At 45.1% G+C, this 13,621-nt stretch carries 10 protein-coding genes and 1 tRNA gene; 8 read left to right on the forward strand and 3 right to left on the reverse strand.

What is annotated here, in order from left to right; all coding sequences use genetic code 11:
- Positions 1-37: 37 nt before the first annotated feature.
- From BM318_RS05865 to dusB, 3 genes are all read left to right on the forward strand, one after another.
- Positions 38-1,264 (forward strand): M28 family peptidase, encoded by a 1,227-nt coding sequence (locus BM318_RS05865; RefSeq protein WP_092981438.1) that lies wholly within the window; start codon positions 38-40, stop codon positions 1,262-1,264.
- 105 nt (positions 1,265-1,369) lie between these two features.
- Entirely contained in the window at positions 1,370-3,778 is a 2,409-nt protein-coding gene (locus BM318_RS05870) for an outer membrane beta-barrel family protein (protein WP_092982095.1), read from the forward strand.
- A gap of 54 nt (positions 3,779-3,832) precedes the next feature.
- On the forward strand, positions 3,833-4,825 hold the full coding sequence (dusB, locus tag BM318_RS05875; RefSeq protein ID WP_092981440.1) for a tRNA dihydrouridine synthase DusB: 993 nt from the start codon (positions 3,833-3,835) through the stop codon (positions 4,823-4,825).
- 8 nt (positions 4,826-4,833) lie between these two features.
- Here dusB and BM318_RS05880 read toward each other — a convergent pair whose 3' ends face one another.
- Positions 4,834-6,042, reverse strand: coding sequence for an ABC transporter permease (locus BM318_RS05880; protein WP_092981441.1), 1,209 nt, complete (start codon positions 6,040-6,042; stop codon positions 4,834-4,836).
- Positions 6,043-6,045: 3 nt separating this feature from the next.
- Entirely contained in the window at positions 6,046-6,438 is a 393-nt protein-coding gene (gene rbfA / locus BM318_RS05885; protein ID WP_092981443.1) for a 30S ribosome-binding factor RbfA, read from the reverse strand.
- A gap of 50 nt (positions 6,439-6,488) precedes the next feature.
- On the opposite strand from rbfA, the gene mce reads away from it, so the two are divergent.
- The 4 genes from mce to BM318_RS05905 all read left to right on the forward strand — a co-directional run bounded on the left by mce (position 6,489) and on the right by BM318_RS05905 (position 10,420).
- On the forward strand, positions 6,489-6,902 hold the full coding sequence (mce, locus tag BM318_RS05890; RefSeq protein WP_092981445.1) for a methylmalonyl-CoA epimerase: 414 nt from the start codon (positions 6,489-6,491) through the stop codon (positions 6,900-6,902).
- A gap of 161 nt (positions 6,903-7,063) precedes the next feature.
- A tRNA-Ile gene (locus BM318_RS05895) sits at positions 7,064-7,137 on the forward strand.
- A gap of 626 nt (positions 7,138-7,763) precedes the next feature.
- Positions 7,764-8,600: a hypothetical protein gene (locus tag BM318_RS05900; protein WP_092981447.1), complete on the forward strand. Its 837-nt coding sequence runs from the start codon at positions 7,764-7,766 to the stop codon at positions 8,598-8,600.
- A 542-nt stretch (positions 8,601-9,142) separates the two neighbouring features.
- Positions 9,143-10,420: a hypothetical protein gene (locus tag BM318_RS05905; RefSeq protein ID WP_092981449.1), complete on the forward strand. Its 1,278-nt coding sequence runs from the start codon at positions 9,143-9,145 to the stop codon at positions 10,418-10,420.
- A gap of 354 nt (positions 10,421-10,774) precedes the next feature.
- Here BM318_RS05905 and BM318_RS05910 read toward each other — a convergent pair whose 3' ends face one another.
- Complete coding sequence (locus BM318_RS05910) at positions 10,775-12,001, reverse strand: hypothetical protein (RefSeq protein ID WP_092981451.1); 1,227 nt, start codon at positions 11,999-12,001, stop codon at positions 10,775-10,777.
- A gap of 252 nt (positions 12,002-12,253) precedes the next feature.
- Between BM318_RS05910 and BM318_RS05915 the strand changes: the two genes are divergently transcribed.
- Positions 12,254-13,570, forward strand: coding sequence for a hypothetical protein (locus BM318_RS05915; RefSeq protein WP_092981453.1), 1,317 nt, complete (start codon positions 12,254-12,256; stop codon positions 13,568-13,570).
- Positions 13,571-13,621: the final 51 nt, after the last annotated feature.

Below are 13,621 nucleotides of genomic sequence, written 5' to 3' on the forward strand. Positions count from 1 at the left end.
TGGGTTGCGTAATTTTAGGCAAAAATATAAGGAAGCCATGAAGTACCGCATTTTTTTAGCAGGATTTCTCTTATTCGCAGTCGCTTGCAAGGAATCGCCAACGCCGGTTAGCCTGGAAGAGGATGTTGCCTTATTGGCGAGTGATTCCCTTCAGGGCCGGGAAACCGGAACCCCGGGCGCGCGCATGGCTGCCGACTATCTGGAAAAGCGGTTAAAGGACCTGGATTTAAAAGGGGGTGGAGATAACGGGTCGTATTTTCAGGATTTTACCTTTACGCCACGTCGGGACCCGCATAGCGAGGTGCAATTCGGGGAGGCCTCTGATAGTAGCATCACCGGCCGTAATGTTTTGGCATTTATCGATAATGGAGGGGAGCGTACGGTTATTCTCGGAGCGCATTACGACCACCTGGGCGACGGGGGCGAGGGTTCGTTGCACCGGGGAGAACCCGCCATCCACAATGGAGCCGATGACAACGCAAGCGGGGTAGCAGTATTGCTGGACCTGGCTAATAAAATTTCTTCCTGGGACGACGCCAAAGACAATTACCTGTTTATCGGGTTTTCCGGCGAAGAAATGGGATTGCTGGGGTCGAATTATTTTGCCAAGAACCCAACCGTTTCCCTGGACAACGTCAGCTATATGATCAACTTTGACATGGTGGGCAGGATGAAACCCGACAGCACCTTGTCGATTAGCGGGACAGGTACCACACCCACCTGGAGCCAGTTGCTCAACACGCTGAATCCCGGGTTTAACCTGGTGTTACGTGAGTCCGGCGTAGGCCCCTCGGATCACACTTCTTTTTATCTGCAGGACATACCTGTTTTGCATTTTTTCACCGGGCAACACGAAGATTATCACCGGCCTTCGGATGATTCTGAGAAACTGAATTACCAGGGGATGCGCAGTATCTCCGACTATGTTTTCCGATTGGTACAAACTCTGGAAAATGAGGGCGAATTGGCTTTTAGAAAAACCAAAAACGAAAGCGAAGAAGTTCCCCGATTTAAGGTGGCCCTTGGGGTGATTCCCGACTACCTTTTCGATGGCAAAGGCATGCGGATAGATGGGGTAAGCGAAGACAAACCCGCCCAGGCCGCCGGTTTGCAAAAGGGAGACATCGTGATTCAGCTTGGAGACAGTACGGTTGTGGATATGATGAGTTATATGCGCGCCCTGTCCATTTATGAAACCGGAGATACCACCACGGTTACGGTGCTGCGGGGAACCGAAGAACTTTCCCGCTCGATACAATTTTAGCCAACCCCACAGCTTTCTCCCAGCCGTTTATCGAACCGGCTATTTTCTCACGGTCAGGCCCGGCCTAAAAAGGCTATATTAGCGAGTAACTAACCCGCCATGACCATGCGACTCCCCCTACTGCTGGCAGTCATGACTTGTTTTTGCCTGCAAGGGCAGAACGCTGAACTATCCGGTTTTGTACGGGATGTTGATGGGAACCCCATGCCCTATGCGAACGTTGTTTTGTTGGCCGCAGCCGATAGCGTTGCCGTCAAGGGCAGTTCTGCGGACGATACGGGCTTCTTCATTATTCGCGACCTGCAACCCGACCTCTACTACCTTACCGCCACGTATCTGGGCTATCGATCCTTATGGGTCCCCCTGGAAATCCGGGGAGAAATACGGATTGGCGCCCTGATTATGGAGCCGGATTCCGAACAACTCGAGGAGGTCGTAGTCTCCGCCCGCAAACCCATAATTCAACGCACCGCCGACCGCCTGATCTTTCAGGTCGAAAATACCGCGGTAAGTCAGGGAACCACCTGGGACATCCTCAAAAGCACCCCCGGGATTATCACAGCCCGAGATAACCTGGAAATCCGGGGCCGGCCGGCTTCAGTCTATCTCAACGACCGCAAGGTGCAATTAGCCCCTTCTGAGGTGCTGGAATTGCTTAAAGGCCTGAGTGGGGATATCATTTCTTCGGTTGAGGTAATCCCGGTACCCCCGGCGAGTTTCGAAGCAGACGATGGCCCCGTTATCAATATCCGCACCAGCCAAAATATTGTTCCCGGATATAAAGGGAGCATTACCCTCTCACAGACCACGGCCATTTTCCCCAAGTACAGCGCGGCAACCAGCCATTACTATAAATCCGGGAGGTTTTCTGTATTCGGAAATTACAGCTTTAACCCCCGCAAGGAAGTCCGGCAAGAGGAAGCCAACATAAACTTCATTGACGATGCCGACCAGAATTTCGCACGATGGAACCGGGAATCTGAGCGCACCCGCAGGTCCTGGGGACAGCAAGCGAACATCCTTCTGGAATATCAGGCATCGCCCAAAGATCGGCTAAGCCTGGCCGGAAACTGGAACTATTCCCCCAACCGGGTCAGCAATTATCAGCTGGAAACGATGATGCGCAACGGGCAGGGCGCCCTGGATTCCACCTTGCAAACCACCACAGGCCTGGAAGACGATCGGCTCGATTTTTCCGCAGACCTCAATTACCGTCGGGATTTCAATGAGGAAGGCGCTAACCTCAAAACCAATGTTCACCTTACACGCTCCGGACTGGAACGCCTGCAGGAGGGTACTTCGGATTATTTTGATCCGTCCGGTGCATTTATCAGAAGCTTTTCATTCGGGACAGACGCGGAACAAGACATCGACATCCTTACTGCTCAGGCCGACCTTTACAATCCGATTCCTTCAGGTGGTCTGGAGACCGGGTTAAAGAGCTCGGTAATCCGGACTCGAAACCGCATCGATTTTTTCGACGTAAACAATTCCCAGCCACCTTTTGATATAGCCCTTTCCGACCGCTTCGAATACGATGAGAATGTGTATGCAGCCTACGCCAGCATGGACAAAAGATGGGCCGATTGGTCCCTGAAACTGGGGTTCCGCATGGAGCACACCGAGGTAAGGGCGCGATCCCTGACCCTGAACGAAATCAACAGCCAAAGCTATACGGAATGGTTTCCCTCAGTTTTTCTGCAGCGGGATCTTGACGAGGACCACAGCCTGGCGCTGAGTTATTCCCGTCAGCTCACCCGACCTAATTATGCAGACCTGAACCCGTTTCGGTTCTTTCTCAATGAAAACGATTTTTCAGAAGGGAACCCCAACCTGGTTCCGGCATTCAGCCAAAATTTTAACCTGAACCTCAGTCTGAACAACACAGTTTACCTGGACTTTTATTACCGGGACAACGGCGCCTATATCGGAAGCTATTCCTTCCAGGACAACCTTAACCAGACCCTGCTGGAAATCAATCAGAATGCTGAAGAAAGTATTTCTTACGGCGTGGACCTGACGGTTTCTACTTCCCTCTTCCCGTTCTGGAGTTTGTATTCCTACAACTCCCTTTTCTATGAGGCAGAGACCTTTATGGCCCTTGAAAGCGACATCGAAACCTTCAAGAATGAGGTAACGGGGTATTATGGGTATCTGGGGAATTACCTGGACCTGAGCGCAAATGGAAATCTGACCGGGGAGGTAACCCTGGTCTATATCAGCGGCTTTTTACTCGGGTCTTACCAAATGTCGGAAACAATAAGCCTGAATGTCGGACTCACCCAGCGTCTTTGGGAGGGCCGGGGAAGGCTTTCCCTGGTGGCGGAAGACCTTTTGGGTCGCGCAAATGCCACCTTTACTTCGCGTTATGCCAACCAGGACAATTCGATTTTTTACCAACCCGAAACCCAGTTTGTCCGCCTCTCTTTTACCTATAATTTTGGAAACTTCCGCCTGGAAAATTCCGGAACGGGGGAAAGAAATGACGAACAAAAACGCATCGCCGACGAGTAATTTCGCCCCGGTTTCCTGCTGATTTGTAATTTTGTACCCGCTAAACCGCTCAGGATGGTCAAGATAGGACCCATAGAACTTCCCGACTTCCCCCTGTTGCTCGCTCCCATGGAGGACGTGAGCGACCCGCCTTTTCGTACCCTGTGCAAAGAGCAGGGGGCGGATGTGATGTACACGGAATTTATTTCCTCCGAAGGGTTAATCCGGGATGCTGCAAAGAGCGTCATGAAGCTCGATATCTACGAGAAAGAGCGTCCTGTGGGCATACAAATTTTTGGGGCCGAGCTCGATTCCATGTTGCAGGCCATCGATATTGTAACGGCCACCAAGCCCGACATCATCGATATCAATTTCGGGTGTCCGGTAAAGAAAGTGGTTTGTAAAAATGCCGGGGCTGGAATCCTTCGCGACATCCCCCTCATGGTAAAACTCACCGAGGCCATGGTTAAGCGTACCCACTTACCCGTAACCGTTAAAACCCGACTGGGCTGGGACCACGATTCCATCAAGATCGTAGAGGTTGCCGAGCGCCTTCAGGACGTAGGCATTCAGGCGATTTCCATACACGGGCGTACCCGGGTTCAGATGTACAAGGGCCAGGCCGACTGGAAACCGATCGCAGCGGTTAAGAATAACCCGCGAATGCACATTCCTGTTTTTGGAAACGGGGATGTGGACAGTCCTGAAGCTGCGGTTCGCATGCGAGACGACTACGGTTTAGACGGGGCCATGATCGGTCGCGCCTCCATAGGCTATCCCTGGTTTTTCCGGGAAGTGAAGCACTATTTTGAGACTGGCGAGCACCTGCCACCACCGGATATGATGGCTCGGGTGGAAGCGGCCCGCAGGCACCTGGAAATGTCCATCGCCTGGAAAGGGGAAAAGCTGGGCGTTTTGGAAACGCGCCGCCACTATACCAACTATTTTAAAGGAATTCCCAACTTTAAACCCTATCGGATGCGCATGGTAACCAGTGACGATGCCGCCGATGTGTTTGCCGCTTTTGACGAAGCCCTTGAGGTTTTCGGGGACCACGTCTTTGCTTGAATCCCGGCTTAAATTTCGAGTAATTTCTTATTGATGCGGTTACTGCCAATCCGGGCAGCGATAACTCCCAGCACCACAATAGTCAGGAGCACCACCCAGAAATTCCACCAACTGAATTCTACCGGATAGGCCAGGGTGGGGGTAATCATGAACCAACCAAAAAGCAATTGGGATCCGATCAGGAGCGTTCCGATGAGCACACCCAGCACGCCTCCCAGGCTGGTAACCAGCACCCCTTGCAGAAAATAAATGCGCCGGATCTTTCGAACGGAAAGCCCCAGGGAATAGAGGGTACGCGAATGCTGCTGTTTGTCCAGGATCATCATGATTATGGCGCCCACCACATTAAACAAGGCAATGATCAGCACCAGGGTAAAGATGAGATAGGTCGCCAGGTTTTCCGTATTCAGCATGCGATAGAGCGTCTGATTGAGTTCCCGGCGATCTTTGAGGATTACCGATTCGCCCAGAATGTCGGAGAGTTCGCTGCGGAGTTGTTCGGGGTCTGCCTCGGGCCGGAACTTAAAATTGATTCCTGAAATTTGCAGGCTGTCCCGTTCCAGCAAGGCCTGAACAGCGCCTAGCTCGGTAAAGATGTATTTCTTGTCGAGGTTTTCTTCCAGTTGATAGGTCCCGCTCATGACCAGGGCCATTTGGTTGTAAGGCTTATCGCCAAAGCCCTGGGGCGACAAGTTTCCCTTCCCGGGCTTGGGGGCTAAAACGATCAGGGGACTGCGATAGTCCTCAACAGCCATGCTGAGTTCGTTCAGGATCCCGATTCCCGCAACACCCATCTGATTCTGCAGGTTCCATTGCCCGATATAGAGGGTTCGGTCCACACCGGTAGTTTCGGCATAAGCGTCGTCTACCCCTTTGAGATAGGCGATCATGCTTTTTTGTCGGTGGGTCAGGTACACGCGTTCCTCCAGTTCTTTGGAATACGAGGCAACGCCCTCCAGGGCATCCAATGCATCCTGCATGTCCTGCCCAAAAGTGAAGGCTTTCCCTGTAGCCGGCATGGCCTTCATATCCGGATCAAATGCATTGCTGAACGAAAGGCTAAAGGTGCGCAGGCCGGAGAACCCCGACAACACTATGAAGAGGGCTGCACTCCCGATCACGGTCACGGCAAAGGTGACCATGTTAATGATGTTTACCGCATTCTGGCTGCTTTTGGAACGCACATAGCGCCGGGCGATATACAGGGGGACGTTCAAGCCTTAAGACTTTTTGCGACGCGGGAGCAAGTCGGGGTTTTCGATGGGATCGTCCCCTTCTTTCAGCGACTTCTCAATGTCTTCGATGTAGTCCAGGGAATCGTCCAGGAAAAAGGAGAGTTCCGGGACGCGACGCAGTTGATTCTTCGTGCGCCGGGCCAGTTCGTGTCGGATCATTACGCTTTCGGCCTGGATACCTTTGACCAGGGGAGCTCCCTGGTTGGAGGGGAAAATGCTCAGGTAGGCCTTGGCAATGGAGAGGTCTGTGGTTACGCTAACCTTGGACACAGAGATGATCACCCCCTTATGACCCCCATCAACGGCTGCCCGTTGGAGAATGTCGGCCAGGTCCTTCTGGATAACCCCGGCGATTTTCTTTTGTCTTTGCGTTTCCACAGGGCAAAAGTACGTACAAAGTCCTTAATTTAGTAGTAAAGCAGCAGTGTATGCGCAAAATAGAACATATCGGGATTGCAGTTAAGGACATCGAGGCATCAAATGCCTTGTTTGAGGCACTTCTGGGGAGTCCCGCGTATAAAATGGAAGAGGTGGCCTCCGAAGGCGTGCGTACCTCTTTCTTTAAATCCGGGCCGAATAAGATCGAATTACTGGAAGCGACCAGCGCGGATAGCCCCATTGCCAAATACCTCGACAAGAAGGGGGAAGGCATTCACCATATAGCCTTTGACGTTGCCGATATCGAGGCCGAAATGGCACGACTCCGGGAGGCGGGCTTTACCTTGCTCAACGAGGTGCCCAAGCGCGGTGCAGATAACAAGTTGGTGGCTTTTGTACATCCCAAAACCGCAGGAGGGGTGCTGGTGGAATTATGCCAGGAGATACTCGAGGAGGAAAACTAAAGGTCACCTGGCCAGAATAAATCGTTCTGCCCTCCGGCACAGGCCAAAAACCCTTGTGCCCCCGCGGAATTTGTGGTAATATTGCACTCCCAATTTCTGAGTTTCTCAGTTTTGGAATTTGGATTTTGGAATTTTTAAAATGATCTGCGCCAGCAGATCCGGGTCCTATAGCTCAGCTGGTTAGAGCACTTGACTCATAATCAAGGGGTCCCTGGTTCAAGCCCAGGTGGGACCACATCAAGCAGCCAACCCACGCCAATCGGCGTGGGTTTTTGCTTTCTGGAAGAAAGTGGAGCTCGCTTGAGGTTTCGAATGGACAAGAATTAAGGCGATTCGCGCAAGCGAGGCCAGCGCACCGGCTGGCTCCTCGCTAAAATAAGTCCACCGGACTTATTTTGATCGCTCGGCCCTCTCTCGTCCATTTGTTCCGCAAATGAATCCCAGGCGGGACCACACTAAGCCCTGTAAGACATTGATCTTCATGACTTTATTGTTTTGTGTACAACAACCATATGCTTTTGACCCTGAAAAGTAGGGAATTTCGGACAGTTCTTAAATTGTCTTACATTGCGCTATAGCCTAATAAAAAAGCTCTAATGGCAATTAGCACCAACGATTCAAAAAAAGGAATTGATACCTCACTTTATAAGTTTATCCACGAGCGGGACGAATAGACTCAAAGGGAGATAGACTTAGCAACTATATATTATCTGAGACAGATAAGATTTCGAATAGATATAATGAATGACAATCTTTGGGGATTAGTAATCTTTGTGCTGATAACCCCTATAATGTAGGGGTCGTACTAGCATTCATGGGAATGTTCTAATAAACGACTCTCTTTATACCAAAAAAACTAAAATGGACGATTCTAAAAAAAAGAAGGAGGGGTATTTACATATAATTAATATGAAATGGTGGGAATGGGGAATATTTATACTTCTGTTCGCAATGGCACTATTTGCCCCACTTATTTTCTCTCAATTTTCCATTATTTCCTTCAAAGAAACAGGCCAAATAGGAGATACAATAGGGGGATCTTCAGCCCCATTTGTAGGTCTATTAGGCGCCTTTTTGGTTTACAAGTCATTCGAGGCTCAGATGTTGGCTAACCGGGAATTATATAGACAACACAAAGTTCAAATGACCTATGTACGATTTGAACAATCGATGAACATGCTTCTCCACATGTTCGGCGTTGTTCAAGAATCCGTTAATGATAGGAATAACCTAGTCAATGGGGGGTGGAGGAAATACATGAATTACAAGACGAACCAATGTCGAAAGGATATAAGTCACGTGGCTCAAGGAAGTGAAGCTTATAATAGATTAAAGTCTCGATTTGAAGAGGATGCAAAAAAAGGAATTAGGAACTTAAACCTGATGCTGACTGATCTAGAAAAATTGCTAAACACGATTTGGTTTTTTATAGATACGTACTCTTCAATAGAGAATGTTCCGCAGTTATACACATTCTATTTAGATAAAGCAGAAGAACTCGTAAAATCTATCAATAAGGGCCAAGGCATAGATGATAGAGCTAGGCAAATGTTAAGAGAGGATGACTTTAGGACGATTGGCGTTGGAATAGAGGGAGTTGAAAATAGAATGACCGTAATGCTCAATAGACTTATCGAACTAAAAGGTAGCGATGAAATGAGAAGAGTTAATGAAGCCGAGGAGTTTGTTGCGGAATAGTATAATGGGCATTTTTTTTGATATTGGAGCCCACCTATGCAGTTATAGCAGCTGAGATCAAAAAGATGTATTATAGATTAATATAATCTCCTGGGTATCAATCAGGGGCCTGCGAAAAACATAAAAAACTGAGTTAAACTCCATACATTGAAAGGGTGCTAAACTGCAAGTTCCTATCATCTATCCGGGGTGCTCAAAACTGTTGTTACCGGGATGCTGAAATTCTCGGCCATGGAGTAATGGGATATTTCCTTAACCTCTTTCGGTCTGCCCCAGCGGTACTGGAAAAATAGTTTTATTGTTTAACAGCTTTAAAGTTTCTGCAAAGTAGGGAATTCGTTTGGAGTAATTAACCCGGAGTCCGGTCAAGTTACCCAAAACTTTTGTTAGCTAGACTTGTGAATTACTAGTAGCTCAGGTTATATAGTTGATTATGGAAAGTAAATAGTGAACTTTATCCTAGAATAATATGTAAATCAGTAGTAATTACTACTTCAGAACGATTTCTTAAACGTTTATTCATTAACAAAAAAAGTAGCCCAATGAAAGGATATCAAAACTTAATAAATGTTATAATTAGCGTATTTCTTTCTTTGCTGTTTGTTGGTGCTGCACTGTATGTTTATCCAGAGCTTATTGAATCCTTAGAATTCATAACGCCATCGGCAGAATGGTGGGCTGCACTTTCCGTAATTACCACAATAAGTTTAGGTGTATTGGCAATTGGTGTTTCCATTTTACTTAGGGATGCAGGTATTAGGAAAACTCTAGAACAAATAAAAGAGGATTATATAATTCTTCAGGGTGAACACAAATCCTTGAAAGAAACAATTCTAAGTACTGAATCCAAGAATGAAACTGAAATAATTCAGTTAAAATCTGACTTTAAAACTAGCATTGAAAATGAAGCAATCTTTCTGAAAAGAAAAATTGAATCCAAGAATGAAGAGATTCTTGATATGATTTCTAGAATAATTGACCTTCAAAATGTTTATGATAGTAGAAGTCGTCAAACATGGGACGATCTTGTTGATGGAGACTTCTTAGATAACCCGATTATTTCTGATGAATCACTATTAGTTTGGTCCATTATTGCTTGGAAACAAGGTTTTCTTGACAAAGCACTTGTTCTGAGGGATAAGGCATTTGAGAAGAATCCTCAGTCTATTCATGTACGATCTATGTTATGTAGTATCCTGTGTAGCCTGGACTCGCCTGATCTTGACAGAGTGCTTCAAATTCTGGAGAATACAGAGATAAATGATCAGCATAAATCAAAAGACTTCAGAGAATTTAATTTAGCCAAAGCAAGATACTTTTGGTTGAAGCAAGAGTATACTAAAGCCGCGAATATGTATAGAGAAGATCAAATACATAATCTTTCATTCTGGTCTTATGAAGCATACATTTTTTGTTTGCTTAGTCAGGGGGAAAGCGGACTTAATAGTGCGTCTCAATTCCTAAAAGGACTTAACAAAAATGAAAATAGCAAGTGGTATGATTCATCTAAGACAGGTTTTGTTCTATTTAGAATTTTTATTCTCGCCTTTTGTGGATTAACAAAGGAAGAAGAATTTTATTCCTATTTGAATTCATACAACATTTCCAAAATTTCAAATGAATATCAAACGCCATATCATTTAAAGAGAATCTATCATGTTTTCGGTGCTCTCGAGAATCTGAACTATGATGCCAAGAAAAAGAGATTATACTTAACCTATTATATGTTAGTAGGAAGCAGGGATAAAAAGGCAGACATGAAATTACAGGAGTCACATATCATTTCTGATATACAAGCTTATATAAATCAATATGTTTAAGTTGGGGCATTCAATTCGGACACCCAAAAATTTACGAGTTAATAAACAACAGGAAACAAAAAGGTTCTTCTCTGGTTCATTTGCCCCGCAAATGAAACTCAGGTGGGACCTCTATATAAAACCACAACGTCTTGTAAACTAGATTGTTGTGGTTTTTTCTTTTTAACTAGGTGCTTTTCAGGGAGTTTTTTAATTGCAGTTAACCCTTCTGAAAACTGTTTTAAAAGTTATGTTCGAATTTAGTAGGGGAGTACTTTATGTATTCAATTTTCCTATTATCGGGGAAGGTCTTATTTAATCATCTAGCCTTTACAGTAGAATTTTCTATATAGTAGACCTTTGAAGCCAAGTTCGTTAATCAATGAAGCTTCCGAATGTTTTCCCTAATCTAACACCAACAAAATGATCTCCATTAAGCTCTCGCCATTGAATCTCAAAGTTTATAGTACTTTTTCCATCTTTATCCTTTAAACTGACTGGTATACCCATTTTCCAGTTTTTCCTTCCAACATCTCGGTTTTCATAGTATTCACCCGTATTAAATTCACCTGCTATAGAAAAACCAATGGTTTTTTTATAAAGAGTGGTAATCTCTCCCTTAATTTGAGGGGTCCAAAACTCTTCGTAATCTCCGACAAAAACCTGTTTTGTCTTCAAAGGAATAAAATCATCAGTCGGATTTTCCACTAATTGGGTGAATGTTGTTTTTGTAATCTCCTTGGTCAGTATGTTGTTATTATTGAAATAATTAAAAATAACGGAGGCAGTTCCACTCCATTTTTTGTACTTCAATAATCCATTTAATGAACTTGTAAAACTCCAATTTCTAAACTCTTCCGAAAGTTCATTTTCTTCCATGTAAATACTCTCATTTTCTATGTAGGTGTAATCAACTTGATTAATTGGTAGAAAAGCCCTCAAATTAAACCAGAAAATCATGGTTCTTAAGTCCAGTTCGTTTGCTTCAATAAAGTCATTCATTGTTTTCGCGATCGTATTGTTGGCTTTTTTAGTGTCTACTGAAGCTTCATTTTCTAAACTACTTCTGACTTTTCCCCACAACTGATTATTTCTAAAATCTTGTATTTTCTTTCTAGAACCGGCTTTGGGTTTAAACCTCCTTTTAAATGAGAAAATTTTAGTGAATCTCAAATCCGCTCCATAACTGCTGTTAACATCCCCAATATCTAGTAATGGGAAGAAAGAGCCCTCTTTCTCAGCTTGAGCCCTTAGACCTACATAGTAAAGTTGTTTAATGTAATCGGTTAGTGCTCCATCTCGTAAATCAAATGAGTAGCCAAACTCTACAGAATTTGATTCACTATTAAGAACTGCTGTCCATTCTCTTGTTGCGGGAGTCTCGGGAGTGGCGATATAATTTGTCAGGATATTGCCGAAATAATAATTAAGTGTTCTAGGATTGAATGTTAATTCAAACTGGTCATCTTGAACTCTAGATTTGTTAATGCCTTCTAGGTCTAATTTATATTTCCATAACGCATCGCCAATAATATCCTCTTGGGATTTGACTTTATTTGAAATTAATAAAATAATAGCTAGAATAAGTAGTGCTCTCTTCATGGTTAAGCGTTTTACGCATCATAGGTAATTTGGGGGAGGCTTTAATATTTTAAATTTTTAATCAAAAATTCCTTTGGAAAATTATATTCGGGAATCCTGCATGAACGAACTTGAACAAAGATGAACGGATTGTCCGAATAAAATCCGTGTCGACAACCTTATATTGGCGTTCGATCGTCTATAACATAAAGTTAGCTATCTATCATGAAAATCAATATTTATAACTTCTTAATGTGCATTATATGCATCTCGTTGGCATCCTGTCAAGAACAGATTAAAGAGAACAATCTCGCACTAGAATATGCCTTTAATGACAGTTATTGGAGGATTGAAAGTCCCGACGGTTCAGCAGATTCTTTGAAAATTGTGGACCACCAGGGAAGACAATCCCTATTACTGAATCCGGGTCAAAAGGCCATTCTAAAAGATATAGCGTTCAAAAACTTTGTAGTGGAATTCCATTGCAATGGACAGGTCCCGGGATTTGGATTTAGGGTGCAGGACCCAAAGAACTATGAATATCTTTATCTCAGGATGATGATGAGTGGAAATAGGGACGCGCTACAGTATGTTCCAATCCATAATGGAAACTTGCCCTGGCAGTTGTACAATTATCCGCAGTATGAAGGAAATGCCATATATCCGAGACGGGAGGTGGCGACCATACCACTTTCCATGAAGGACCAACTGGTCAGCGGTAAGGCCAGTGATAGCCTTTTGACCGCCATTGGAAATGAAGGCGTAGAATTTTCAGAGGAATCTTTTGTGGATATCCCTGATGGAAGTCCTGCCTACATATACGACCCACGGAGCGGCGAAGCGCTCCTATTTGAAGCAAAGGAAGAGGGTATTGTCTTTTTGGATATCCGTACCTGGGTTCATGTGAAGGCCGAGGTATTGGAAAATAAGATGTCCGTTTACGTGGGGGATATGGACACACCTACTTTTATTTTGGACGATCTAAAGCACGACACCCAAGCGGGCGGAATCAGCCTGTACAGCAATTTTGGGGAGGTCCATTTTAGTGATTTTTCGATAACCGAAATCGAAAGAGGTGATACCCAAAGCTCCGAAAAGGATGCAAAAAGGATTGCCCCGAGCTATATTACCAAGTGGCACTTGTCCGAGATGTTCGTCAAGGACGCTGTCAATTTTGTGCAGCAAGCTGATTCATTGCTAAAACACAGGGACAAATTCAAAGAAATCAATGCTGATAAAGATGGGCTTGTCAATATCAGTCGTTTCTATGACGACATGGACAAGACAATTTTACTTACAAGTAAAATAGTTTCAGATTCGGAGAAAGAAGTAACACTTAATTTCGACTACGCCGATCATTTGGTCATTTTGTTGAACTCAGAGACCCTGTTTGATGGGGGGATGAACTTTCGGCCACCCCCTAACAAGGGTGCCGAAGGAAGGGTGTTCGTGGAAGATGAACGAACGAAACTTAAATTACAAAAAGGCACAAATTGGTTGGTCTTTGTGCTCTCAGGTGACAATCGTCAAAAATACAATTGGGGGTGTATTGCCAAATTAGAAGACTTGGATGGCATTTCATTGGAATAACAGGCTCTTCATTGCTTTATCTGCCCCGCAAATGAAACCCAGGTGATTGCT

The organism is Robiginitalea myxolifaciens, assembly GCF_900115205.1.
Classification (GTDB): domain Bacteria; phylum Bacteroidota; class Bacteroidia; order Flavobacteriales; family Flavobacteriaceae; genus Robiginitalea; species Robiginitalea myxolifaciens.